This window comes from Pseudomonas sp. Hz4 (assembly GCF_054898165.1).
Genome location: NZ_CM142719.1, coordinates 3,172,911 through 3,199,011, shown reverse-complemented (window position 1 = coordinate 3,199,011; position 26,101 = coordinate 3,172,911). Strand labels below are relative to the sequence as shown.

Here is a 26,101-nt window from a genome sequence, read left to right as displayed (position 1 = left end):
AGCGCTGCGCGCGCCTGAGTCAGCGACTCTCGTTCCAGACCTTCGAGCCGCAGCTCGAGGTTTTCCATGTAAGAGCGCAGTTCAATCACCCGCGCTTCCCAGGCGTCGCGATCTTCCAGGCTGCCTTGCAGCGTGAAATAAAGTTCGCTGTCACGCAGGTTTGCCAACTTGTCGCGCAACGTGGAGGCTTGCTCCAGTTGCAGCATGCGCACCGCGTCCGCTGGCTGCACCCGCGATGCCAGAAGGTTGACCGCATCGAGCTGGTCGAGCATCACCACGGTGAATCGCTCACCCACCGCCTGAGCCAATTGCTGCATACGCAGGCGAGCTTCGCGGGCATCGCGCTGGGCCTGGGCGTATCGTTTGAACTGGGCGAGATAATTGTCTGCGGCTTCCATGGAACCGCCCTGTCCTGTTTCCATTTGGGATTTTGCCAACAACGAGACAAGCTCAGCGGTGAGCCCGGCGACCTTGTCGGCTTCGGCCTCAGCCAGGTCCAGACCGAACGCCTTAACGGCCACTTGCGCCTGCAAGATCAGCGACTCGACGGAGGCGACGTCGTTCATCTTCCCGGCGCGTGTTTCGAGCACGTTGAGGGCGTAAAACGCTGTCGCTGCAACGGCTAGAGTCGACAACAGAACCAGGCCGAAACCCAGCCACAATTTACTGCCGACCGACAGATTGCCCAGCACGCGGGCGATCACAGGGACACTTCTCTGCACACTGGCGAGACACATCTGAACCAGAGCGGATACAGCAGAGGGCACCAAGGCAAACTGAGCATATGAGGGCTTCTTGTTGTTTTTATGGGGTCAGACGCGCTGCATTTCTAACGCTTAGAGCCTATCTCGTAGGCGTGCGGATCGGCCAATGGCCAATAATGATGGGAGTCAGTTGAATCGCTGATAGCGTCAGATTCCCGCCAGAGCCGTCGCATTGCACGAGCGGCTCTCTGAACGGGAATGCGTTGACTGTTTCAATCTGAAAGTGTTTTCAGACCTTCCCTGAAACGTGCGTATTCCCTGCGAACAAACGCCTCGAAGGTCGTGGCGGGACGGTCAAGCAGAAAGGACAGCACATTGGAATTGCCGACAAAGTCGTGGTTGCTGTAGTGGGTAGCGATTGCGAGGTTCATCCGCAACATGTGCTGGAGCGCGTCGGGATCGAGATTGCCGAAACGTTCGCCGACGAACACCTCGACATCGAAGCGCTCCACCGTGATTTCGCGGCCTGTCACTGTCGATGCAACCGCGCCAATCTCGTGCGCAGTGAAGCGTCCGGGACCGACCAGCTCATAGGTCGCTGCGGCGTGACGTTTGCGGTCAGAGAGCACCTGTGCAACCACATCGGTGACATCCTCCAGATCCACCATCGACTGTCGTCTGTCCAACGACCACGCCAAGCGGAACACGCCTTCCTCGAACACAGCTTTCATTCGCGAAGGCAACATGTAATTGGCGGGTTGCACAATGGTGTATTCGAGCCCGGAGGACAGCAGATGCTCTTCAATGTCGCGCTTGATCTCATGCTGGACCAAGTCGCTGGCGATGGCGTGGAGTACTGAACTGAATACAAAGTGGCTCACGCCCTCCGCCCTGGCGGCGTCGATCATGGCGAAACCCATCGCGCGCTCGTCTTGATGCAGCGTCGGGCCGATGTGGTACACGCTTTTGACGCCTTTCATCGCCTTGGCAATGAACACCGGGTCGGCGAGATCGCCCACCACCACTTGTTGCGCGCCGAGTGCTCGCAGTTGCTCAGCCGACGCTTCGGTTCTCACGCAAGCCCGCACCTGATGTCCGGACGCGAGCAGCTTGGGTACCAGTCGCTTGCCCTGGTTACCATTGGCCGATGTAATGAGGATCATGCATTCATCTCCTGAAAGGAAACCATGACGCTGTCGACTTAGGTTTTCAGAGTCGAAGGTGTAGTGCGCCCTACCCTGTGAAGAGCACGGCGCACGTCAGAGATCAGCTGATTTTGACGGGGAGTTGCAGATAGGAGGCGTGTTCACCGCCCGTGTGGATCACATGCTCCCCACTGTTGGCACCGATGTACTCTGCGATGCCAGGCATCATCGTGCCCATCAGGTTCCGCGAGCTGATGACAAAACGCAGTTGTTCCCCGGGATAGAACTTGATGCCGAGCGGTAGCAAGTCGATCTCGATGTCGACGATCTCACCGGGGGCGAGTTTTTCCACACGATCGAAACTGTGCGCCGGCACGTCTTCGCTAGAAAGCGCTTTATCGAGATGCCGCGCCGAGACACGCAAGCGCCCGTCCGAGCCTTTGTAACGAAGAATGGTTGCGCCGTGATCGGTGAGGTCGTGAATCATCGCGCTGTGGTTGGGTGTGGTGAACTGCTGCAGCGGCGTGCCGTAGGCATCGAGCTTCTGCACCAGCACAAACAGGTCCATGTCGTCGGCGCCTTTGGCTTCGACCCAAAGGTGCGCTTTGGGATAACCGACCAGCTCGGTCGTCTCGTCGAAACGGGTGATGAACGAAACCACATTCGGGTTGTTGGCCACGTTATACGAGACCGCCACATCGGCGGCCGGCGCTTGGGTTGCCAGCGTGCGGGTGCGACCGTCGAGGTAAAACCGGGTCGACACCACGCCTTGCGGCGGAAATTCGTCTGCTGCGACGTTAACCTGGTCGCCGCCTTCGAAGTCGTGCACGGCATAACGCACGCGAGGTGTGGCCTCCCAGTCGTTGGGCTGGTCTCTGAGGTAACGGTCGAAGAAGCGGCGCAGGTCTTCCACATTCGCTTCGTCGTAGTAATCAGGCCACTCTTGAGTGTTATGGATACGCAGCCATTTGTCGTGCGAGGCGATCCGCCGCCAGGCGCGGAATGTCCCGGCGGTGTGCAGCGTATTGGAATAGCTGGCGACGATGTAAGCCGGCACGTTGATGCGCTCGAACTCGGGGATTTTGTTTTCCCACAGTTCGTTCATCAGCGGGTAACGCGCGGCTTCAGCAAGGATGTCTTCTTTTTGATTCTTGCCGAAGAAACTGCCGTTCTGCAACAGCCCGGCGAAGGCGAGATCGGGCATGCCACCGCGCAACACCAGGTCGCGGTAAACATCGCTGACGCCTTCCCACGGGTTAATGGCTTTGAGTGCCTCAGGCTGCTCGGCCGCGGTAAACCACTGCGAAACCGCCAGGTACGAGGTACCGCTCATGCCGACATTGCCACTGCACCATGACTGTTCAGCCAGCCAGTTGATCAGGTCGTGGCAATCGCGGCCGTCCTGACGATCCCAAAGCACGCTGTCGCCTTCGGAGTCGACGCAACCACGAATGTCCGGGTTGCAGATCGCGTAACCGTTTGCGCACCAATAAGCGGGGTCCGGCGCTTCGAACTTGGCCAGACCTGACACCACATTGTTGTTCAGGCCCACCAGGCCGAACACGCCCATCACACTGACGGAGGTGCCCTGTCCTTTGCCGTAAGGACTCCACGCAATAATGACGGGTACCTTTTCGCTGCCCGCCGGGCGGAACACATCCACGTAAATGGTCACGCCATCGCGCAACTGCACCGCCACGTCTTTCTCGAACACGATGTCGACGGGGATCGGGCGGAACTGCGGGGCGATCTGGAAGCCTTTTTTCAGCACTCGCGTTCCGGGTTCAAATGCGGTCAGCAGGCCGGTTCTGGCAGGCGGTAATGGTGTGGAGGGTGTGTACAGTTTTTGCGTATCGCTCATGGTGAGATTCTCTCGTCTATCGCCGGTAAAAACCGGCGCAAAATTGATTCGTTTGTAAATCGACGTTCAGAAAAACAGCGTGAAGCTGGCTTGCAGATTGAGTGCATCTTTCACATCGGGACTGAATGCAGGGTTTTCGACGTAACTTAGCCCCGCGCGAACATAGGTGCCGGCGGCTACCCGCATGTTGTAGGCGAGTGTTGTCGACTTTGAATCGTCAGCATTTGACACATCGAGCGCATCGAGCTTTTTGTTGGCGTCGTCGCTGTAGCTGGTATACCCGTACTCCAGCATCACCATGTCGAATGGACGCGAGTCCAATGGCCCTTTTGCGAACACACGAAACCCGTAATACAGGTCAAACAAGTTGCGATCTTCTGGCGCAGACATCCAGGTAAAACCGGCATAAAGTCCACGGGATGCAATCGCGCTGTCGAACTGGTGAAACTGATAATCACCCAACACATAACCCGCGCAATTGTCGTCACTGCGCTCATTGCTCAGGAACTGCGTATATTCCGACGTGTTATGGATATAACCGGCGCGCAGCCACGCATACGGGGTACCCGGTGTAGACGCACGTTTATATCCAAGCTCATCGATGTACAGCGCCCCGGCGTTATCTACATGCAGATCGAGTTCGCCCAAATGGCGATCGATCTCCGGCCCCATACCGTCAGGACTGATACTGCGTTGTACACCGAACTTGTTATAGAAGTGACCGAGGTTCAAGGTCACGTTCGCCGCGGGGCTGGAAACGGGCGCGTGGCTCAATCCCACTTGGAATGGGATAACTGCCTGCAAACCTTGAGTGCCGCCCACCAGCGTGCCGCCAGTGAACGGGCCGATGAACTCCAGGTCATTGGGCAGCACACCCATCTTGAATTCAACGGTCTTGTCCCACAGGCTTTGGTAGTAAGCAATGCGCGAATAGCTGAACTTCGATGACGGATTCACTTCATCCCAACTGGAGTAGTAACTACCGACGCCGAAGATAAGCTGGCCATTTTCCAGGCCAACCTGTCCCAGATCGTACGTAATCCCGACCAATAAATTCGACGAGTAAGTGGGACGCTCACCGCCGTAAGCTTGTGGGTTGTGACGGTCGTGATCAAGGTAGTTATTGGAAAAAGTGGTCATGTTCAGAATATTGAAACCGATGCCGTGTTTAGCCAGATCACTGCGAATTCCACCCGCGTCACCGATGATACTTTCAGACGGCGGGGGCAACTCGGTCAGTTGGCCTTGCTCAACCAATGCATCGATTTTCGCGAACTGCTTTTTACGCTCGATAATTTGACCCAGCAGTTGGCTGTCTGGCAGTACTGTTTTCGCAGCCGTTTGATCAAGCCGCTCAGCAGGTTGTTTCAGTTCCGGGGCAATCTGCCCGGCTGCATTTTGGGTCGTCGGCATTGTTTCAGCGCGAGCATTAAACGACTGAGCTGCCCATATAGCCAACGCTGCCGCCAAAGTGACCCGTACAAATTCAGGTGCATGCTTACGGATTCGGTTCGTCCCGTCTGGATGGGGCGGCATACTGTTTCCTATTATTTTTGTTGTCGGTCGTCATTTGCGCATTGCAGACGTCAAACGCCGGCGCAACAGTGCCCGTGTTATTTTTCACAAAGCTGCGTTTTCGCAAGATGCGTTTATCAGCCTGCGCTATGCGGTTTCGGGAGTGATAAGACGCAGAGGTTCTTTGGGTGACTTTTCGGACAGACACAACATGCCAAACGCAAGCACCGGGAGTACCGGAAACAGCATCAAGCCCAGGGTGTAAGAGCCGCTTTTGTCGAAAACCATACCCAGCACGATGGGGCCGATAATGGCGCCCAGCAGGGTCACCGAAAAGGCGCTGCCAAAGATCCGTGCGTAGGCCAATCGGCCAAATCGGCGGGCAATCAGATAGCCCAGAATATCGATCTCGGCACCCTGCGTTGCGCCAATCAGAAAGCTGGCAGCCAACGCCCAATTCAGCCCATCCAACAACATCAGGAAACCCACCAACTGACAGGTGAGGAAAATGCCGGCCACGGTTCGAGTGTGAAGATGATCGAGCAAGGCACCACCGAAAAGTCGCCCAAATAGCGAACCGGCAGAGCCAGCAGCAATGATGCCGGCGATCTGGGCAGATGATGCGCCCCAATCCGACAGCATCGCGGGCAGGTGAAAGCTGGCGCCCACTGCGCCAAAAAGCACCAGCACAAAGGCCAGCGAATACAGCCAGAAGTCACGCGTTGCCATGGCAACCCGCAGCGTCAAGCCAGACTGTTCAAGTTGAGTTTTCTCGTCGCGGCGTTCAGCCTCGGGAATCGGCCCTTTGTTGTCACGAACAAACACTGCGAGATTGATCAGGCCAATGACCAAGGCGATCGCCCCAGCCACCAGAAAAGCCTCTCGCCAGCCGTGCAGTACGATGTTTTGCGAAATGAGATAGGAGAACCCGCCCGTGCCGACCGCAAGGCCCGACGAGGTAATGGCAAAAGCAAGACCCAAGCGCTTGTCGAACCAGCGTTGCGTCAAAAACAGGAAGGCCGGATAACTCGCCAGATTGCCCAGCGCCACGCTCAACGCCGTGACCGCGACAAACGCACCGAACGAGTGAGTGAGCGACAGGCACATGTAGCTGCCGCATCCCAGCACTGTGCCAATCAGCGCGACACGACGTGCGCCGAAGCGATCAACGAGGTAGCCGGCCAGTGGCATTACCAGCGCGTTGCAGATGGCAGCGACGGAAATGATGATGGAAAAATCGGTACGCGACCAACCGAACTCGGAGGTCACCGACTTCATGAACAGACCCAGCGGAATCAGCAGAATGGCGGGCGGCGCAATGCTCATTCCGAGAAAACATCCAACAAGTACTGACCAACGTTTCATCTCTTGTGTCCTTATTATTGTAATAGCGCACGCGTTTGGAGCTTTAGGTCGATGACGTACCTGATCCGGCTTTTCCACGAGCCTACGTCCACCCGCAAATTATATCAACACCAGTTGAGATAAATGGCAAATGAAAGGATGGGCGGAGCGCAGCGATGAAAAAATAGCGACCATCCAGAAATGAAACGGTCACAAACGGCCGGGGCAATCTCGCGCGACCCGATCGGAGGGAAGCCTGCATCAGCTGCAGCAGTGCTGAGTTCACAGATGTCTGGAAAACATGGCCAAAAGCGCTCGCCGTGTTGGCGCTAGCGGGCGCTCATCGCTTGAGATCCGAAGGACGTTAGTTTCGAGTTGTGCTTTGACGTAAATGGGGGACGCTGATCGTATCAAAGGTAGAAGGAGTGTTGCAGATGAAGCAGAGACCTCGGATTTATTACACCGAAAGCCAGAAAAAACTGATGTGGGATCACTGGCAGAAAGGCGACTCTCTCCAGCAGATCGCCCAACTATTTGAACGAAACCACTCATCGATACAGCGCATCTTGGCGGAAACAGGCGGTATCAGACCCGCTGTACGCCGCAGGTCCAGATTGGCGCTGACGTTGGCTGAGCACGAAGAGATTTCGCGTGCAGTGGTGGCGGGTAACTCGGTCCGCTCCATAGCTGCACTGCTAAGGCGAGCAGCCTCGACCATTAGCCGTGAGATCAGACGCAACGGTGGTCAAGGATGCTACCGAGCTAATCAAGCTGATCAGGCTGCTTGGGTGTCACACGAGACGATCTATCGCACCCCCTTCATACAGGCTCGCGGGGCTCTGAAGAAAGAGTTGCTTGAGCATTTACGGCGAACGCGAGCCATGCGTCGCTCGCGCCATCATACCCAGAAGAAAGAAAATCACGGTCGAATTACAGACGCGGTATCGATCCGCGAACGCCCAGCCACGGTTAAAGATCGGACGGTGCCAGGTCACTGGGAGGGTGACCTGCTGTGCGGTAGCAGGAACAGCCAAATTGCCACTCTTGTGGAGCGTCATACCCGTTACGTAATGCTGGTGAAGTTGGTCGATAAGGATAGCGAGACAGTCATCAGCGCCCTGATCGAAAACGCCCGCGAGTTACCCCAAGAACTCTACAAATCGCTGACGTGGGATCGCGGCAAAGAGATGGCTGACCATAAACGCTTTACGGTGGCTACCGACATAAAGGTCTACTTCTGCGATCCTCATCGTCCTTGCCAACGGGGATCGAATGAGAACACCAACGGGTTGTTAAGGCAGTACTTCCCGAAAGGGACTGACCTTGCGGATCACTCGCAAGCCAGGCTCAATGATGTGGCAAGGCAGCTAAATAGCCGTCCTCGGAAAACACTAAACTACGAAACGCCTGCTGAATGATTTAGCCAATCTGTTGCATCGACCGGTTGAATCCACAGCCAATACCGGTCACTCACGTAGGTTCGATGCCCCTTATTCGGCGTTAATTACGTGATCTACCGCACACCAATCATTGCAACGCAGCTTGAGCGAGAGATCATCACCGCTATCCGAGCAATGCGTGCTTGAGCACCGAGTCGGTTGTGGTCTGATAGTGACTGGCCAGTAACTCGCAAGCCTTGTCGATATCTTTGACCAACGCAGCATCCATCAGTTGGCGGTGCTCATTGGGCACGTCACGCTCGGTGCTGTCGGGATAGTGCATCGACAAGAATCGATAACGTGCGGTCTGATCCCGCAAAGACGTACACAAGCGCAGGAGCGTTGGGGAATTGCAGCTTGAAATCAGCGCCTGATGGAAGAGTTCATGGGCGTTTTCCCATTCCGGCTTGAGCAAGCGCTCGGGGCCTTCGACGATGGTGAGGCGATCAAGCCGGTGATGTGAGGCCAGAACCCGACTCTCCCACTCCACGTTCCCCAGACGAATGGACTCGGCCAGGGCTTTGCATTCGATGTGCAGGCGGGCGGCGGTGATGTCAGCGATTTCCGCTGCGGAAATCCGCCCCACACTGAAGCCTTTCTGGTCCGCTGCCGAGACAAAGCCGCTGCTAGCCAGGCGTGACAAGGCTTCACGCAGCGGAATCACCCCGACTTCGTAAGCTTCGGCCAGTTCCTTGAGGCGCAAGCGACTGCCAGGTGCCAGTTGGCCATTGATGATGTCCTGGCGAATCCTGGCTTCTAGTTGAGAGGCCATCGTGCGCTTTTCTGCGGGCTCCGTGGGTTGCCAGGTGATCAGTGGGGAATTCAAGCTCGACTCCTTTTACGCGGTCTGCACGAATCATACACAGACTTCGAAATTTCTCACATTCGATAAAATATATATTTTTCTATTGACGATATATATTTTTCGCCCTAGCTTTATGGCTACGCGGTCGGCTGCCCATCACGCTGGCCCTTTCCACTCCAACAAGAGAAACCGTCATGCGCTACGTTCGCTTCCTCAATCAAGGTCAACCTGTCCTGGGTCTCGTTACTGCCGAAGGTGTACGCGTTCTAGGTGCCGAGACGCTTGAGTCCCTGCTGGCTCGCGGTGTGGACCTGACCACCCACGGCGCCGAAGCCAGCGGTGCGCTGGTCGAGATTGCCGAAGACGCCTACCTGCCCCTGATGGCGCGTCCGACCAAGATCGTTTGCGTGGGTTTGAACTATGCCGACCACACCAAAGAATCGCCGTACGCCCAACCTGATTACCCGACGCTATTCCCGCGCTGGAACTCCAGCCTGACCGCCCACAACAAACCGCTGATTCGTCCACGAGTATCCGACAGCCTCGACTACGAGGGTGAAATGGCCGTGGTGTTGAAAAGCGGCGGCCGTCACATCCGCAAGGAAGATGCGCTGAGCCATGTTGCCGGCTACGCGTTGTTCAACGAAGGCTCAGTGCGCGATTACCAGTTCATTTCGCCGCAGTGGACCGTCGGCAAGAACTTCGATGACACCGGTGCATTCGGCCCGGTACTGGTCACCGCCGATGAATTGCCGGCAGGCGGCAAGGGCTTGCTGCTGGAAACCCGGGTCAACGGCAAGGTCGTACAATCGGCCAACACCAACGACATGCTGTTCGACGTGGCTACCATCATTTCGACCCTGAGCGAAGCGGTGACTCTGGAAGCCGGCGACGTGATTGTCAGCGGCACCCCGGCAGGCGTTGGTTTTGGCATGAATCCAAAGGTGTACCTGAAGGCCGGTGATGTAGTCGAAGTGTCCATCGAGGGCATCGGCAAGCTGGTCAACCCGGTGGTCGACGAAGCCTGATCACGCCGATCAGATCTTGCGCAGGGCCGCCCGTCAGCCCTGCGAACAATAATTACAATAATTAGAAACGGAGGCAATCATGAGCGTTTCCCATGGTGTGCATTCAATCGATCACTACGCACTGAACGTTCCGTCGCTGGACGAAGCCCGCCAATTCTTTGAAAGCTTCGGCCTCGATGTGGAACGTCAACCGGATCAGCTCCTGCTGCGGGCCGCCGACGGGCATGTGTGGGCGAAAATCCTGCCCGCCGCCTCTAAATCGATGGCCTACCTGAGCTTCAATTGCTACGAGCAGGACTTCCCGGCGCTACGCCAGCAAATCGAAACCGCTGGCGGGCATCTTGAAGATCATCCTGGTGGCGGCATCTGGTTCCGCGACCTGGATGGCAACCTGTTGCAGGTCAAGGTCGGCGAAAAAACCATGCCCGACCAGAAGACTGCCTATCTTAGCAACGGCACCCCGGCCAATAGCCGTGGCGCAACCACGCGCGACGATCAGGCCATCATCCGTCCTCGTCGCCTGTCCCATGTCCTGTTGTTCACGCCGGACGTCATCGGTGCCCTGCACTTTTACGAACAAGCGCTGGGCCTGAAGCTTTCCGACAAATCGTTGGACATTATCGCCTTCAGTCACGCACCCCACGGCTGTGATCATCATCTAGTAGCGTTTGCCAAGAGCAGTGCCAAAGGCTGGCACCACGCGGCGTGGGAAGTCGACAACATCAACGAAGTTGGCGCGGGTGCTTCACAGATGGCGGCTGCCGGGCACGTAAAAGGCTGGGGCACTGGTCGTCATTGCTTGGGCTCGAACTACTTCCATTACGTGCAGGACCCGTGGGGCTCGTTCTGCGAATACTCGGCAGACATCGACTACATAGACCAAGGGGTCGAATGGCCCGCCGGCGATTTCCCACCGGAGAACTCCCTGTACCTGTGGGGGCCGAACGTACCGGACAACTTCATTTTCAATACTGAAGCGGATATTCCGGCACCGGCCTGAACCCACCTCTACCAACCTTACTTCCTGCATCGCGCGATTCCACTGAAACGCGCGACGGGCCCGGCCACGTCCGGAAATCATTGCGCAGTACACGAGGCACAGTCATGAATCAGCACACTACAGTCGATGTCGCCATCGCCGGTTACGGTCCTGTCGGCCAGACCCTGGCCATTCTGTTGGGTCAGATGGGTTATTCGGTCGCCGTATTCGAACGCTGGCCCGCGCTTTATCCACTGCCTCGCGCAGTGTTTTACGATCATGAAATCCGTCGTATTTTCCTGTCCATGGGGCTTGGGGAAGAGCTGGAAAAAATCTCCCAGCCGTCGGCGCGCTACCAGTGGTTCAATGCCGACTGGAAAGTGCTGGTGGAGATCGACTGGTCGGCCGAATCCATCAGCGACGGGCCGTTCGGCTACCTGTTCAACCAACCCTCGCTGGAAGCCGCACTGGACCGCAAGGCCAAGAGCATCGGCAACGTGCAGATTCATCAAGGTTGGGAAGCCACTGCGCTCAAGCAAGACGCCAATGGCTGCGACATGGTGCTCAATCGGGTGATTCGCCAAGACGGCAAATTCTCATTGGGCGAAGAGCAGCAAAGCGTCCGCGCTCGCTTTGTGATCGGTGCCGACGGTGCCAACAGTTTTGTGCGCCAGTCGCTGGGCATTGAATGGCAAGATTTGGGCTTCCAGGAAGACTGGCTGGTGGTCGACCTGCAGCCAAAACCAGGTGTGCAACTGGACGTGCCGGATATCGGCCAATGGTGCAACCCGGAGCGCCCGACCACCATGGTCCCCGGCGGCCCTGGCTATCGCCGCTGGGAATTCATGCGCCTGCCTCACGAAACTATCGAAGACCTGCAAGACACCGACAAGGTCTGGTCGCTGCTGTCGCGCTGGGTCACGCCGGACACCGCCGATCTGGTGCGCCACGCGGTCTATCAGTTCCGTTCGCGCATCGCCTCGAACTGGCACAGCGGCCGGGTAATGCTGGCCGGCGACGCGGCCCACGTGATGCCGCCGTTCATGGGCCAAGGCATGTGCTCGGGCATTCGCGATGCGTGGAATCTGTCCTGGCGCCTGGACCTGCTGCTGCGCGGCCTGTCCGACAACAGCCTGCTGGACAGCTACACCCTGGAGCGCAAACCGCAGATCCGCGCGGTGATCGAAGCCTCGATGGCCATGGGCAAAGTGGTGTGCGTGTCGGACCCGGTGAAAGCCGCCGAGCGTGACGCTGCGTATTTGAGCGGCAATGTTGCACCACTGCCGCCGTTTCCCGGTTTGACCGATGGGCTTTTGCAAGAGGGTGGTCAATTGCGCGGCATTCTCGGGGTACACGGCTCGATTGAAATCGGCGGTAAGGTCGGTCGTTACGATGATCTCATCGGCCGCGGTTTCCACTTGCTCGTCAGGGGCGACGAAGACCCTCTGTCGCAGCTCGATGCGCAACTTCTGCAGTTCATCAGCGAGTACGACCTCAAGGTCGTGCGACTGGCCACCGTTGCCGACAGTGCCAAGGGCATCTATCGCGACGTATCCGGCAAGTATTTGCAGTTCATGGCCGAGGCCGGGCTCAAAGCCCTCGTCGTGCGCCCTGACTACTACTGCTACGGCGGTGTGGCTGAGCTGTCGACACTACCGAAGTTGCTTAACTCCCTGCGCCAGCAGTTGCAACAGAACGCCAGTCAACAGCCCATTGCCAACGACCCCAAGGCCTGCCGCGCCTGACACCGATCACCCAGGGGCATGGACGCCCCGCCCGTTAAAACTCTGACAACAAAAACAAGAGACAGACAATGCACAACATCAAGGTAAAAACGCTTGGTGCGGTTCTGGCCGCCTTCGCAACGCTCAATACCCACGCCGCCGAGCCCCCTGAAACGGGCGAAGGCACGCTGTTTCGCAGCCTGTTCGGTGACACCCTGGAAAAGGACTATGGGGTAACGGTCTCCGGTCTGTTTGACGTTGGCTACTCGCGCAACAACCGCTCGACCCACGACGAGCGCCAGGATGGCTTGAGTAACCTGCCGCTGGTGGGTTTCGCCGACGAAGGCCTGGAATGGGGCGGTCTGCATCTGTTCGTTGACAAGGCGCTCAAGGGCGACATGGTCCCGCGCATTACCCCCCTGCCCGGCCCGGCGCCGACCGAAGCGTCCTTCGGTTTCACCTTTGAAATGAACTACGGCCGCAATGCGCAATTCGCCCGTACGCAAGGCTGGGACATGCATTGGGACGTCAACTCACCGGGCGACGACGACCTGGCGAAGGCCCAGCGTGACAAACAGAAATTCCTCGCCATTCCCAATATCGCCGCGACGGCTTACTTGCCTTACGGCTCCGGCATCACGGCCATGGCCGGCGTCTTCGGCCCGGCGCTCGGCTATGAAATCCCACCGAACATTCGTGCCGCGCGCAACCCGTTTGCCAGCAAGACCTATGCCTTCGTCAGCGAGCCCGGCACAGTCGGCGGCGTCCAGCTCGGCACACGTCTGTACAACGGTGAGTCAGGGATTCTCGGTGTGGAACTGGGCGTAGTGCAGGGCTGGAACAACCTGCGCGACAACAACGACAGCAAGTCGCTGATGGGGGCCGTGCGTTGGCGCACCGCCGATATGCAGACCTGGATCGACTACGAGTTCATCCTCGGCGATGAGCAGAACGACAGCTTCAGCGACGTGCAGGCGCCGACGTCACGCCTGGTGTCGGCAGACGGCCAGTTCAAGCAACAACACTCGCTCAACGGCTGGCACCGCTTCGACTCGAACTGGTCGATGGGCGCCGAAGTGGTCTACGGCCATCAGGACGGCGACGGCAAAGCCAGCACCGTCGACATCATCAACGGTCCCGGTTTCGATGGCGCGCATTGGTGGGGCGCCAATGCCGTGCTCACTTATCAGCAACGACCGGACCTTTCCTACTCGATACGCGCCGAGCATTTTGCCGACCCTGACGGTTTCATCCTGCTGCCCGCTTCCACCGCCCGCGGCAACTTCAACGCCGTCACCGCTGGCCTGCGTTACGACCTGAACAAGTACATCTCGCTGCGTCCCGAAGTGCGTTACGACGTGTTCGATGGCAATGCCGACGATCACCCATTTGGCGCCGGGCGTGACCGCACGCAACTGACCGGACTGGTCGAAGCACTGGTTTATTTCTAAGCCCCTGGCAGCCGGGTTGCTGATGCGGCTGCCTTCATTAACTCCATCCGAGTAACAACCATGAACAACAATAAGCATGCGTGGGATGTTCGCTACGAGTTCAAAGCGGTGGCCTTGCTGGCACTGGGTTTCGGCCTGGTGGGCCTGGATCGGTTCATCATCCTGCCGCTGTTCCCGGTGATGATGAAAGACCTCGGCCTGGACTACCAGGACCTCGGCAATGTGACCGCCGTCCTGGGGCTGGCCTGGGGCATTTCTTCGATTTTCATGGGGCGACTGTCCGATCGAATCGGGCGCCGCAAAGTACTGATCCCGGCCGTGCTGGTGTTCTCGTTGCTCGCGGGGCTTTCCGGTCTGGCGACCGGCATCGGCGGGTTGATGCTGATCCGCGCGATCATGGGCATCTCCGAAGGTGCGTTTACCCCGACAGCGCTGGCGGCCACGGCGGAGTCCTCGCATCCTCGCCGACGGGGCATGAACATTGGGATTCAGCAGGCGTTCTTCCCGATCCTGGGTCTGGGCCTCGCGCCGATTCTCGCCACTCAATTACTGCTGGTGGTGCCGTCCTGGCGCTGGGTCTTTGTGATTGTGTCGTTGCCGGGCTTCCTGTTGGCCCTGGCGATGTACCGCTACCTGCGGGAAACCCGCGCCGTGACCCCGCAAAAGGTCGAAAGCCGCACCGCCTCCGATCACCCGGGCTGGCTGGATGCCCTACGCTTTCGCAATGTGTGGCTGAACATCGTCGGCATGTTTTGCATGCTCACGTGCCTGTTCGTCATCAGCGTGATGATGCCCAATTACCTGATGGACTATTTACACCTGCAAGTGCAGCAGATGGGCTTTGTGATGTCGGCGATCGGCCTCGGTGGTTTTCTCGGGCAGTTGATCATGCCGGCGGTGTCGGACCGTATCGGCCGCAAACCGGTGGTGCTCATCTCGTTCGTGGCGACAGGGGCTTTTCTATGGCTGCTGATGGGCACGGGCGCTGAACCGGTGAAATTGTTCGCGCTGCTGTTCCTGACGATCTTTTTCAACTTCAGCATGATCTGCATGACCGTCGGGCCGCTCACCAGCGAATCCGTTCCAGCAGCACTGACCTCCACCGCCACCGGTCTGGTGGTGGGCATCGGTGAGATTTTTGGTGGCGGCGTAGCGCCCGCCATCGCGGGGTATATCGCCCAGCATCACGGCATCGAAAACACTATGTACCTGGCACTCGGCGCTGTGCTGGTCGGGTTACTGGTCGCGACCTGTTTGCGCGAAACGGCGCCCGCAAGAACTTCTGTACCTGCCGCCCAGGGCATTGACAGCGTTTAACACATTCACTCCTCCCGGAGAGCGACAGGATGTCGGAATGGGCGTGTCTGCATGCAGCGACACGCCCCGTCATGCACAAGGTGTGCAGCCAGTGCCGAGTGCCACGATCACTCGGCACTGAACCATCCCTAAAGCGTTTCATTGAAACAACGGCGCCGGCCACAAGCTGGCGCCGAATCGTTCCTTCTTTGAGGAAAATCCGTTGTTTTTCAGAAAAATGAAATTGGCACCGCGCTCGATTTTTGGCTTTGGCCTGTTTGGCCTGGTCGTTCTGCTGCTCGGGTTGTTCTCGTTGAGTATGGTCAAGCAGATGAGTGTGCAGTCCGACGCGATCAGAGAGGTCTGGGTTCCTGGAATCATCCGGTTGGCAGCATTGAATAATGCAGAGGATCGAGCCGGGATCATGACCTTCCGCATGGTCGTCCTGCGGGACCCGGCGGCCCTATCAGCCAATCAGAATTCGCTGATGCAAGTACTCGAAAATGTTCGCCAGCAGCAAAATGCGTTTACCGCGCATCTTCGGCGACCGTCGGAGCAGGAGATTTTTCAACGTTACCTGGACGCTTCAACAGCGTTCCGTCATGAACAGCTCGAGGTCATCCGGCTGGCCGGCGAAGGTCAGCGCCAGGCAGCCACTGATATTCTCAATGGCCCTATCGACAAATTCGCCATGGAGCTGGGCGCACGCTCCAGTCAATTGCTGGATTTTTATCTGCAGCAATACCAACAGGTGGCCGAGCTTGAACAACAAACCCGCCAACGCGTGGTGACGGGAGTCATCGCGGCAATTGCCCTCGCCGCGCTGTTGACGGTAATGCTGGCGACGTTCTACACCCGAAGTATCAACCAGCCACTGCTCGACGCTCTCAAGGTCGCGCAGAATATTGCACGCGGCGACCTGACATCCGTCATCAACGATACGGGGAACGACGAACCGGCCTTATTGCTAAAGGCATTGAAGACCATGCAGGTTCACCTTCACGACACTGTTTTGCGCATAACCGGCTCGTCCACCCAACTGGCGCTGTCTTCGCAGCAATTTCATGGCGTGATCGCGACAACGACCAGCGGACTTCAGGAGCAGAACAAGAAAATAGAACAGGCCGCCACGGCAGTCAATGAAATGACGGCAGCCGTTGATGAAGTGGCGAGACACGCATCGGCGACGGCCCTTGCTTCACGAACCACCGATGCGGCGGCGCAAACCGGAAAATCACGAGTCATGGAGACCCTCGAGTCGCTCTCGATGTTGACAGAGGGCATCTCGATGACCGCGGATCGTGTCCAGGAGCTTGCACGCAGTGTGTCCGGGATCAACCGGGCGCTTGAAGTGATACGGTCAATTGCCGAGCAGACCAACCTGTTGGCACTCAACGCCGCCATTGAAGCCGCCCGGGCTGGCGAAGCGGGTCGCGGGTTCGCCGTCGTCGCAGAGGAAGTTCGGGCGCTGGCGTTCAGGACGCAGCAATCGACAGAGGAAATCGAGCTCATGGTCAGCTCGGTGCGTAGCGTAGCGACACACGCGCTGGCGTCCATGCAACGTAGTACCGAACGCGTCCACTCGACACTGGGCATTGCCCGGGAAGCGGATTCAGCCTTGCAGGAAGTGACCGTTGCGGTGGAGACGATCAGTCAAATGAACGTGGTCATCGCCAGTGCTTCAGAACAACAGGCTCTGGCTTCCCGGGAAATAGACAGGAGCCTGGTCAATATTCGGGATCTGTCCGTACAAACTTCGGCCAGCGCTGTACAGATTCACTCGACTAGCGAAGAGTTGTCGCTGCTGGCCGCAGGGCTGCGCGGGCACATCGACAGATTCCGCATCTAGCCCGGCTATTTCTGCATTTTTCTGCAAGGTTTTTCAGATGATCGAATTCCATCAAGTCACGGCGTATCAGCAACAGACCCGAGTACTCGACCAGTTGTCCTTGAAAATCGGACCGCAGGAGCGTGTGGCGATCCTCGGCCCCAATGGCGCGGGTAAAAGCACTCTGCTGAAATTGATAAACCGGGAACTCTACCCGGTTGCCCAGCCAGGCAGCTATCTGAAGCTGTTTGGCAGCGAGACCCTACACCTGTGGCAACTGCGGGACAGGATCGGCTTCGTGTCGCAGGACCTGCAAGAGGATTACACGCCCTACACCAGCGCACTGGACGTTGTGGTTTCCGGTTTTTTCGGCGCCATTGGCCGTCATGAGCACCTGCAACTGACGGAGCTGCAGCTTGAGCAGGCTCGCGCAATGATGACCAGACTGGGGGTTTCGCAGGATGAATCCTGCATGTTCCAACGCCTTTCCACCGGCCAGAAAAGACGCCTGTTGCTGGCCCGAGCGCTGGTGCATCATCCCGAGGCGTTGATTTTCGATGAACCGGCCAATGGCCTGGACATGGGGGCGAGCCTGGCCATGCTCACGCTGCTGCGCAGTTTTTGCAGTGAGGGCCGTTCTTTGATCATTACCACCCACCACGTTGACGAGATCATTCCGGAAATCGATCGCGTGGTGTTGATCAGGGAGGGGCGGATCATTGCCGACGGTCCAAAATCCGATCTCTTGACCAGCGCACATCTTTCGGACCTCTATCAGACCCCGTTGCACATCAGCGAAAAAAACGGCTGGTATCGCTGCTGGCACGATTGAGGTTTCAGTGCGCCGCAGACGCCACGCCACCTTGATGGGCAACCCTCAGGAACGCCCGCACTGCACCGCCGATTTCCTTGACGCGGCTGATGAGCAGCAAGTCGGTGTGCGGTTCCACATCGTCGAATGGACGATAGGTCAGGCCCGGAATCGTGACCTGCATCAAGGGCGCCGGCACCATCGCGACACCCATACCGGCCGCCACCAACGCCAGCACGCTCAAGGTGCTGGTGGTACGTTGAACCTTGGGCTCGCGTCCCAGCGCCTTTCGCAGCCCAGCCAGCATGTATTCATCGGCGCCATGCGCGGCGTAAATGATCAGCGACTCGGCGCCGAGCATCGGCACGCGCAAGGTTCTCTGGTGCGCCAGGGGATGGTCCTCGGGCAATGCAACGACCAGCGGCCAAGTGCCGATTCGCTCAAACAATAGCTCGCTATCGTGGGCCTGACCGCCATGACTGGGCGCGTAACCCAAGTCCAATTGGCCGTTTTGAATGGCCTCGACCTGCAACTGCGGCGCCAGCTCGCGCAGGATGACTTCAGCATCCGGGTAAGCCGCGCGAAAAGCGCGGACGTCGGCCATCAACCGTCCACTGAATACCGCATTGCCGGCGAAGCCAATACGCACCGTGCCCATCTCGCCCCGCAAGGAACGCTGCACTACACGCTGGGCATGCGCGGCCTGGTCAAGGGTGCGCTGCGCTTCAGCACGCAGAAGAATCCCGGCTTCGGTGAGCTCGACGCGACGACTGGTGCGCAGGAACAGCGGGCCGCCGAGTTCCTCTTCCAGGGCGCGGATCTGCATGCTCAGCGCCGATTGGACAATGTGCAAACGCTGGGCTGCCCGGCCGAAATGACCTTCCTCGGCAACCGCGAGGAAATACCGCAAATGACGCAGATCCATGAGCATCCAACTCCATCAGATTTAATGATCGATCATTCATATCAATCTATTTGAAGTTATCTGTCCAGCAGCAGATGCTGAATTCAACAACACACCCCCTGCCGAGAACAATCATGCAGAGTTACCTGGAAGACAGACTTCAAATCACCGATCTGATTACCGGATGGATGCACCGCGACCTGGGTCAATGGGAGCAACTGGCCAACCTCGCGCACCCGGACGGGGTTATTGAAATCACCTGGTTTGAAGGTCCGTTCGCCGAATTCGTCGAAGGCTCCAAGCGCATGGGCAAATCCGACTTGCGCACCAAACACCTGATCGGCACACCCGTGGTCAGTTTCAATGGCAACAAGGCGGTGGTGGAAACCAACGCGGTGATCGTTGCCGATAACGTCCGGCTGAACCTGGGTTGCAGCGTTCACAACCGCTTCTATGACCTGGTCGAGAAACGCCAGGGCGCCTGGAAGCTGGTCAAGCGTCAGAGCATCTACGACATGGGCAGCTTTACGTTCCCCCAGGGCGTGGTCGAGATAGATCGTGAAACCGTGGCGCGCTACCCACGGGAATACGCGCCGCTGGCCTACCTGTTGGATAAAAGTGGCTTCGCGCTTGAACGGGTTTTCGCCACCCGTGGCAGCGAGCTGGAGCAGGCTATGCGCGCCGAGGCCAGCAGCTGGCTCGCGGCCTGATTAATCACCGCGCAAAAGAGACTTTCAATACCCGGCCACCGCTTTGATCGTGCGTCCAACACTTACCGAAAATAACTACAACAGAGGTATTCGCTCGTGAACAATCAACTCGACATCTGCGCGATCGTCGAAAGGAGTCGCTTGGGCGCCTTTCAGATGCTTGTACTCGTCCAATGCTTCCTGTGCATGGTCGTCGATGGCTTCGACATTCAAGCCATGGCTTACGCCGCCCCAAGCCTCATCGCCGAATGGGGCATCGCGAAAGCCAACCTGGGCCCGGTATTTAGCATCAGCATGCTCGGCATGTTGATCGGCTCACTCGCCCTGGGCTCGGTGGCCGACCGTGTCGGTCGCCGGCCAGTACTGGTGGCCGCCTCCCTGGTCATGGCCATCCTGATGTACTTCACCGCCAAGGCCACTACGGTGGACGGTTTGCTCGCACTGCGCTTTTTTACCGGCATCGCCATGGGTGCCATCGTGCCCAACGTCGCGACCCTGGTGACGGAATATGCCCCCCGGCACAACCGTGTGATGCTGTTGACGCTGGTCTCGTCGGGGATGGTCGTCGGCGGACTGGTCGGCGGCGCCATTGCTGCCGCGCTGATTCCTATATACGGCTGGCAAGCGGTGTTTTATTTGGGCGCCATCGCCCCTTTGTGCCTCGGTTTGCTGATGTTTTTTGCACTCCCCGAATCACTGCAGTGGTGCGTTCTGCGCGGACGCCAACTCGACCGCGTCAGGGCCATCCTGACCCGTATAGAGCCCGGCCTTCAAATCAGCGAACAAACGACCCTGGTGATCGGTGAACCGCGCAAAAAAGGCCTGTCACTCGCTCACTTGTTTGCCGATGGCAGGCTGCCCGGCACTTTGCTGCTTTGGCTGATCAACTTCATGAACATGCTCTGCGTGTATTTCCTCGCATCGTGGACGCCGGTGCTGATGAGTGGCGCGGGCCATTCACCTTCGCAGGCGGTACTGGCGGGCACGTCCATGTGGCTGGGTGGCCTGGCGGGCGGCTGGCTCTTGGGCTGGTTTGTCGACCGACGCGGCTTCGGCGCCGTGCTCGTCCCCACATTCATTGTCTCTGCCGCGGCCATCGTCCTGTTCAGCCATTTTTATGCATCGATCAATCTGGCCTACCTGAGCATTGCCGTCGCCGGTTTCGGCATCCTCGGCGGCCAAGCGGCACTGAACGCCATGACCGCTACTTTTTACCCGACGGCACTGCGCGCCACCGGCACGGGCTGGACCTTGGGACTGGGACGCTTGGGAGGCATCTGCGGCCCGTTCATCGGCGCCCTGCTCCTGTCTCTGCAATGGTCGACGAGTGACCTGCTGGTGGCCGCCGCCATTCCCGCCAGTATCACCGCCATCGGCGTCATCGGCTTCTGGCGCCTGAATCGGACGACGGCTGTGCCAGTCACCAACTGAGTGTCCCGCACCGCGGCCAGCGAATAGCCGCATCCCGATAAAAACAAGAGAAACCCCATGAAGAACATCAACGTCAAATCGTTCGGTGCGGTTCTGTTCGCCCTCGCAACGGGTCATTGCCTGGCAGGCCAACCGGCCGATGTCGGCGAAGGCACTGTATTTCGCAGCATTTTCGATGACTCGCTGGAGCGCGACTACGGGATCAAGGTATCCGGTCTGCTCGACGCCGGTTATTCGCATAATAACAACTCGTCCCATGATGATCGCAAGTCAGGGCAGACCAGCACGCCCGTCGCCGGATTCGGCGATGAGGGCTTTGAGCTCGCGACCCTTCACCTGTTTGCCGACAAGGCTCTGAAGGCCAACTTCATCCCGCGCGTCACGCCGTTGCCCGGTCCGGCGCCCACTGAAGCTTCGTTCGGTTTCACCTTCGAAACCGCCTATGGACGCAATGCTCAACAAGCCCGCACCTACGGTTGGGACATGCACTGGGGCATCAACTCTCCAGGTGACGACGATCCGGACAAGGCCCGGCGCGACAAACAGAACTTCCTCGCCGTACCTAACATCGCCGCCACGGCTTACCTGCCATATGCCGGCGGCTTTACCGCGATCGTCGGCATTTTTGGCCCGGCGCTGGGTTACGAAATCCCACCCAACGTGCGTGCGGCACGCAACCCGTTTGCCAGTCGTTCCTACGCCTTCATGACCGAGTCCGGCGCGGTCTCCGGCTTCCTGCTAGGCAAACGCCTGGTCAACAACTCCAACATGTTGCTCGGTGCGGAGGTCGGCGTGATCCAGGGTCAAGGCAACTTGCGCGACAACAACGACAGCCAGTCGCTGCTTGGCGCACTGCGCTGGCGCACGTCCGACATGACCACCTGGATCGACTATGAGTTTCTCGTCGGCGATTCACAAAACGACAGTCGCAACGACATACAAACGCCCCGCGGCCGCCTGATCTCCGCTGACGGTCAGTTCAAGCAGCAGCACTCGCTCAATGGCTGGCACAAATTCAACGAACAGTGGTCGATGGGCGGTGAAATGGTCTACGGCCGTCAATCGGGCGATGGCAACGCGTCGACCGTGGACATCGTTACCGGCCCCGGTTTCGATGGCGCACACTGGTGGGGGGCCAACGTCGTGTTGACGTACCAGCAACGCAAGGACTTGTCGTTTTCCGTACGAGCCGAGCATTTCGACGACCCGGACGGCTACATTCTGTTCCCCTCTTCCACCGCTCGCGGCGCCTTCAATGCGCTGACCACGGGGCTGCGGTATGACTTCAACAAATACCTGACACTGCGCCCGGAACTGCGCTACGACTGGTTCGACGGTCGCGATGACGCGCGTCCTTTCGGCCAGGGTGACGCTCGAAACCAACTGACCGGAACCGTGGAAGCACTGTTGTATTTCTAAGGTTGCCAACGCGACCCTCGTAGGATCGGCGAATAGATATTTCGATGCAGTGGCTTGAGGCGTCGTCCTAAGACAATCGGCAGATGTTCAGCAACGTCCGCTTTGGGTCGTTTGCAGCCCTTCCCGACAGGCAGCAACCGGCCAGGAGCGGACACTCAGAAACTCAACCTCGCACCAGGTAGGCCCCTGAGGGAACACGATATCGCAGCTTCTTGCATTTGCCGGGTGCAGGCTGATGCCACGGCGGACGATCAGGGAACCAAATACGGCATTTGCCCGGAGGCGGCATATGGCCGCGGGGAATCTCTACCTCAGCGTACGCCCGCTCTGGCTCGACATTTGACCTTAGCAATTTTCCTTCGGGCCCGGCTCTGCCAGCCGTTGGTGCATCCGAAACCCGATCTGCCTCTGCGCTAGCGAAGTTTCCAGCGTCGCGCCCAGTGTCCGGAATGGATTGCTCAAAGACCGCCATCTCTGCTTCGCGGCGCCTTCCGGCTTCCTCTTTCAGCCCCTTCTGTACCGTAACCCGATCCTGTTCGGCGTTGGGTAGGGTACTCGAAGCCAGGGCCTGCTGCGCCGCCTGGATCAATTGGAAGTTGCGGTTGCGTAACTCGACGTTGCGACCAACCCGCATGTTGGAGCGCGCCGCCAGCGCTTCAGCCTGCTGGTACTGTCCCTGCTGAAGACGCAACACACCGAGGTAGTGCAGCGTCGCGGGATTGTTCGGCTGGATATGCAGCGCACGCTCCAGCGTAGCAGCGGCTTGGTCCAACTGGCCATCTGCATACTGCTGCGAGGCGGATTCAATTAGGGTGGTTGATGCGTTGTTACTTTGCGGGGAGGCTCTTCGCTCGGCAGCCACCGAGCAAAGCGATGCGGCTGCGCAGAACGTCAGGATGAGACCTGGCAGCAAACTCTTGGTTGGCATCAGGGGACAGACTCGGTTGATCATAGACGGCACTGTCGTAAAACAGGCCTCCAGCGCTGATCGGCTGGGGGTGGTTCACTGTCCCATCATTACGGATGAAGGGGCTTCTATTGACCTGACCAGTACCCTGAAGTTCCCGCAGGAACGCCCCAAGTAATGATACCCCGCGCAGCAGCTTGCGATTCTTGTTGTCTACTGGAAGCCGCGGATAGCGCGGCCTGCGTCCATCCTTACCAGAGACACAATCACCATGGAAAAAGCTCCCGTTTTCGCACTCGCCTTGCTCTGCTTCACCTCAGTGGGTGCTTTCGCTGATGACCCGGACAAAGACATTCGGGAGGCGAATAAGCGTTACTGGGAACACCACCGGGAAATGGACAAGGCTGACATGGAGGCGGACAGTGAACACGGGAAGTTCCATGAGGAGATGGATCGCGAAGAGCGCAAGCATTTCGAGGAAATGGAGCGGGAAGATGCCAAGAATAGAGCGGAGTTCTATCGAGAGCGGGAGAAAGCCTATCGTGAATAATTCAATTGGGGGCTTGGACCAAAGGGCGCTTTACCGTGTCACTCGCCTGCTTTCGGCCAGCGTCGGTCTCTTGCTGTGTGCCGGCTGCGTGGCTTATGGGTACGGCGACTATGATCCGTATCCCCATCATGGGTATGACGTACCGGCCGGACACCTGCCACCACCTGGCGAATGCCGCATCTGGTATCCCGACCGACCAGCAGGACACCAACCGCCGCCAGGCAGTTGTCAGAAGTTGGAATGGCAAGTACCTCCGGGGGCAATCCTGATTCGCGGCTGAGACTACCCTTTTCAACAGAGTCGGCTGCATTCTGCCAATCGCCTAAGGTTGCTTTGGGTCGGCTGCTGCCCTTCGTAACGGGTCGTTATCGACCGAACGTAAAAAGGTAGGAACCTTTAAGGCCCACCCTCCCACAACTCAGCAGCCACCTGCGAGCATTGCTACGTCCAGTAATCGACCTGATGATGCCAGCCGCTCGACAGAAGTCGCAATTCAATCCCGAGCAATCTTGTCATTTGCCAAGGCTTAGGGCAGGGTCGATACCACTGAGATCTCTGCCAAAGGAGTCACCCCATGTCAAAGCTATATCCCAATATCGATCCCGAGGGGCTGGTCGAGTACTCAGTGGTCTACACCGACCGCTCGCTCAACCACATGTCGCAGTCATTTCAAGGCGTGATGAAGAACATTTCCAGGACCCTGAAACAGGTCTACAACGCCCAGGCTGTTGCGGTGGTCCCGGGCAGCGGCACATTCGGCATGGAAGCGGTGGCGCGACAGTTTGCCACCGACCAGCAATGCCTGGTGATACGCAACGGCTGGTTCAGTTATCGCTGGAGCCAGATCCTTGAGATGGGCAACATCCCGGCGGCCACCACGGTGCTGAAAGCCCGACCGGTCGACACTGGTCGCCAGGCTGCCTACGCCCCACCCCCTCTGGACGAAGTGCTGGCAGCCATTCAGGCGCAGAAGCCGCAGATTGTCTTCGCCCCCCACGTTGAAACCTCATCAGGGATTATCCTGCCCGACGAGTACCTGCGGGCCGTCGGCGACGCCGTGCATGCGGTGGGTGGCCTGTTCGTGCTGGACTGCATCGCCTCAGGCACGCTTTGGGTTGATATGCAGAAATGCGCAGTCGACCTGCTGATCAGCGCACCGCAGAAAGGATGGAGCGCCTCCCCTTGCTGCGCCTTGGTGATGCTCAGTTCTTTGGCCCTCGAGCGCATCGAACAGACGCATAGCAGCAGCTTCGCCTGCGACCTGAAAAAGTGGCTTCAGATCATGCAGGCCTACGAACAGGGCGGACATGCCTACCATGCGACCATGCCCAGCGATTCCCTCGCGCGATTTAACGAAGTGATGAAAGAGACGCAAGCCTACGGTTTCGACAAGGTCCGCGGCGAACAACAGGCTCTGGGCGATCGGGTGCGCGCAATGTTGGCCGGCAAAGGCATCAAAAGCGTGGCCGCAGCCGGCTTTCAGGCCCCTGGCGTAGTGGTGAGCTACACCGATGATGCCGACATCAAGAGCGGTAAGAAATTTGCCGACCACGGCCTACAGATCGCCGCCGGAGTGCCGTTGCAATGCGACGAGCCGGCCGACTTCCAGACCTTCCGCATCGGTCTGTTCGGACTCGAAAAGCTGCACAATATCGAGCGCACGGTCAGCACCCTCGAGCAGGCACTGGACGAGGTGATGGTTAACTAAGCCCTCATCTTGCCCGCAGCACATACCGAACTTGTGAATTTTAGGAAGGCATCCTGCCCTGGGCGAGACATGTCGGTGAGCGTCTGACGGGTGATACCCAGCTCTTCACACAAATCCGACGCCTTGGTTTCCGGCTGCCCCATGGCCGCCATCGCCAAGGGTAGTTTGGCAGCGGTCATCTTGAACGGGCGCCCCCCTTTTCTGCCGCGAGCACGTGCCGAGACGAGCCCGGCGACCATACGCTCGGAAATCAACTCCCACTCGAACTCTGCCAGTGCCGCGAAGATCCCGAACACCAGCTTTCCCGCCGCAGTAGTAGTGTCGATGGCTGCACCGTGGCCGGTGAGCACCTCCACTCCTATAGTAAGGTCGTGGACGGTGTTAATTAGTTGGCGAAGGCTACGTCCGAGTCGGTCGCGCTTTCAATAACCAGAGTATCGCCTTCACGCAGGGCCTTCAGGCACGCGGCCAATCCGGGCCGATCATCGCCTGAAAGGACGCGCTGGCCCTCTGATGAAGGCCAGCGCGTTTCTATTTCAATC

The 26,101-nt window shown here is 58.3% G+C and carries 21 protein-coding genes and 1 pseudogene; 14 read left to right on the top strand and 8 right to left on the bottom strand.

Annotated features, from left to right (window positions below; genetic code table 11):
- Positions 1-976 precede the first annotated feature (976 nt).
- From ACYZTR_RS14490 to ACYZTR_RS14475, 4 genes are all read right to left on the bottom strand, one after another.
- Positions 977-1,867 (bottom strand): SDR family oxidoreductase, encoded by an 891-nt coding sequence (locus tag ACYZTR_RS14490; protein WP_461971885.1) that lies wholly within the window; start codon positions 1,865-1,867, stop codon positions 977-979.
- A 103-nt stretch (positions 1,868-1,970) separates the two neighbouring features.
- A complete protein-coding gene (locus tag ACYZTR_RS14485) occupies positions 1,971-3,710 on the bottom strand; it encodes a CocE/NonD family hydrolase (protein WP_461971883.1) in 1,740 nt (579 codons plus the stop codon).
- 66 nt (positions 3,711-3,776) lie between these two features.
- The gene (locus ACYZTR_RS14480; RefSeq protein WP_461971881.1) at positions 3,777-5,246 is read right to left on the bottom strand and encodes a carbohydrate porin; all 1,470 of its coding nucleotides are present in this window, start codon (positions 5,244-5,246) and stop codon (positions 3,777-3,779) included.
- 126 nt (positions 5,247-5,372) lie between these two features.
- A complete protein-coding gene (locus ACYZTR_RS14475) occupies positions 5,373-6,668 on the bottom strand; it encodes an MFS transporter (RefSeq protein WP_461971879.1) in 1,296 nt (431 codons plus the stop codon).
- Positions 6,669-7,003: 335 nt separating this feature from the next.
- Between ACYZTR_RS14475 and ACYZTR_RS14470 the strand changes: the two genes are divergently transcribed.
- Positions 7,004-7,987 (top strand): IS30 family transposase, encoded by a 984-nt coding sequence (locus ACYZTR_RS14470; RefSeq protein WP_461971878.1) that lies wholly within the window; start codon positions 7,004-7,006, stop codon positions 7,985-7,987.
- A 145-nt stretch (positions 7,988-8,132) separates the two neighbouring features.
- Here ACYZTR_RS14470 and ACYZTR_RS14465 read toward each other — a convergent pair whose 3' ends face one another.
- On the bottom strand, positions 8,133-8,834 hold the full coding sequence (locus tag ACYZTR_RS14465) for a GntR family transcriptional regulator (protein WP_461971876.1): 702 nt from the start codon (positions 8,832-8,834) through the stop codon (positions 8,133-8,135).
- A gap of 173 nt (positions 8,835-9,007) precedes the next feature.
- Here ACYZTR_RS14465 and ACYZTR_RS14460 point away from each other — a divergent pair, with 173 nt between their 5' ends.
- The 7 genes from ACYZTR_RS14460 to ACYZTR_RS14430 all read left to right on the top strand — a co-directional run bounded on the left by ACYZTR_RS14460 (position 9,008) and on the right by ACYZTR_RS14430 (position 17,951).
- Positions 9,008-9,841 (top strand): fumarylacetoacetate hydrolase family protein, encoded by an 834-nt coding sequence (locus ACYZTR_RS14460; protein ID WP_461971874.1) that lies wholly within the window; start codon positions 9,008-9,010, stop codon positions 9,839-9,841.
- Between the two features lie 79 nt (positions 9,842-9,920).
- A complete protein-coding gene (locus ACYZTR_RS14455; RefSeq protein WP_461971872.1) occupies positions 9,921-10,841 on the top strand; it encodes a VOC family protein in 921 nt (306 codons plus the stop codon).
- A gap of 104 nt (positions 10,842-10,945) precedes the next feature.
- Complete coding sequence (mhpA, locus tag ACYZTR_RS14450) at positions 10,946-12,565, top strand: bifunctional 3-(3-hydroxy-phenyl)propionate/3-hydroxycinnamic acid hydroxylase MhpA (protein ID WP_461971870.1); 1,620 nt, start codon at positions 10,946-10,948, stop codon at positions 12,563-12,565.
- A 68-nt stretch (positions 12,566-12,633) separates the two neighbouring features.
- Positions 12,634-13,995 carry an outer membrane beta-barrel protein gene (locus ACYZTR_RS14445; RefSeq protein ID WP_461971868.1) on the top strand — a complete coding sequence of 454 codons (1,362 nt, stop codon included), beginning with the start codon at positions 12,634-12,636 and terminating at the stop codon, positions 13,993-13,995.
- Positions 13,996-14,055: 60 nt separating this feature from the next.
- On the top strand, positions 14,056-15,312 hold the full coding sequence (locus ACYZTR_RS14440) for an MFS transporter (protein WP_461971866.1): 1,257 nt from the start codon (positions 14,056-14,058) through the stop codon (positions 15,310-15,312).
- 217 nt (positions 15,313-15,529) lie between these two features.
- Positions 15,530-17,140: a methyl-accepting chemotaxis protein gene (locus ACYZTR_RS14435; RefSeq protein ID WP_461979737.1), complete on the top strand. Its 1,611-nt coding sequence runs from the start codon at positions 15,530-15,532 to the stop codon at positions 17,138-17,140.
- A 37-nt stretch (positions 17,141-17,177) separates the two neighbouring features.
- Positions 17,178-17,951 (top strand): ABC transporter ATP-binding protein, encoded by a 774-nt coding sequence (locus ACYZTR_RS14430; protein WP_461971864.1) that lies wholly within the window; start codon positions 17,178-17,180, stop codon positions 17,949-17,951.
- A 4-nt stretch (positions 17,952-17,955) separates the two neighbouring features.
- On the opposite strand, the gene ACYZTR_RS14425 is transcribed toward ACYZTR_RS14430, so the two are convergent.
- The gene (locus tag ACYZTR_RS14425) at positions 17,956-18,855 is read right to left on the bottom strand and encodes a LysR substrate-binding domain-containing protein (RefSeq protein WP_461971862.1); all 900 of its coding nucleotides are present in this window, start codon (positions 18,853-18,855) and stop codon (positions 17,956-17,958) included.
- 113 nt (positions 18,856-18,968) lie between these two features.
- Between ACYZTR_RS14425 and ACYZTR_RS14420 the strand changes: the two genes are divergently transcribed.
- The 3 genes from ACYZTR_RS14420 to ACYZTR_RS14410 all read left to right on the top strand — a co-directional run bounded on the left by ACYZTR_RS14420 (position 18,969) and on the right by ACYZTR_RS14410 (position 22,394).
- Entirely contained in the window at positions 18,969-19,544 is a 576-nt protein-coding gene (locus ACYZTR_RS14420; protein ID WP_461971860.1) for a nuclear transport factor 2 family protein, read from the top strand.
- A gap of 96 nt (positions 19,545-19,640) precedes the next feature.
- A complete protein-coding gene (locus tag ACYZTR_RS14415) occupies positions 19,641-20,975 on the top strand; it encodes an MFS transporter (protein WP_461971859.1) in 1,335 nt (444 codons plus the stop codon).
- A gap of 57 nt (positions 20,976-21,032) precedes the next feature.
- Positions 21,033-22,394, top strand: coding sequence for an outer membrane beta-barrel protein (locus ACYZTR_RS14410; protein WP_461971857.1), 1,362 nt, complete (start codon positions 21,033-21,035; stop codon positions 22,392-22,394).
- Positions 22,395-22,557: 163 nt separating this feature from the next.
- Here ACYZTR_RS14410 and ACYZTR_RS14405 read toward each other — a convergent pair whose 3' ends face one another.
- Positions 22,558-23,322: a tetratricopeptide repeat protein gene (locus ACYZTR_RS14405; protein ID WP_461979735.1), complete on the bottom strand. Its 765-nt coding sequence runs from the start codon at positions 23,320-23,322 to the stop codon at positions 22,558-22,560.
- A 250-nt stretch (positions 23,323-23,572) separates the two neighbouring features.
- Here ACYZTR_RS14405 and ACYZTR_RS14400 point away from each other — a divergent pair, with 250 nt between their 5' ends.
- The 3 genes and pseudogenes from ACYZTR_RS14400 (at position 23,573) to ACYZTR_RS14390 (ending at position 25,559) form a co-directional block, all read left to right on the top strand.
- A complete protein-coding gene (locus ACYZTR_RS14400; protein ID WP_461971855.1) occupies positions 23,573-23,851 on the top strand; it encodes a hypothetical protein in 279 nt (92 codons plus the stop codon).
- Between the two features lie 136 nt (positions 23,852-23,987).
- Positions 23,988-24,131 (top strand): annotated as a pseudogene (locus tag ACYZTR_RS14395) (tetratricopeptide repeat protein); the annotation flags it as partial.
- A 294-nt stretch (positions 24,132-24,425) separates the two neighbouring features.
- On the top strand, positions 24,426-25,559 hold the full coding sequence (locus ACYZTR_RS14390) for an aminotransferase class V-fold PLP-dependent enzyme (protein WP_461971854.1): 1,134 nt from the start codon (positions 24,426-24,428) through the stop codon (positions 25,557-25,559).
- Here ACYZTR_RS14390 and ACYZTR_RS14385 read toward each other — a convergent pair.
- The gene (locus ACYZTR_RS14385) at positions 25,556-25,921 is read right to left on the bottom strand and encodes a recombinase family protein (RefSeq protein WP_461979733.1); all 366 of its coding nucleotides are present in this window, start codon (positions 25,919-25,921) and stop codon (positions 25,556-25,558) included. The two genes, ACYZTR_RS14390 and ACYZTR_RS14385, sit on opposite strands and share 4 nt — an antisense overlap.
- Between the last annotated feature and the right edge of the window lie 180 nt (positions 25,922-26,101).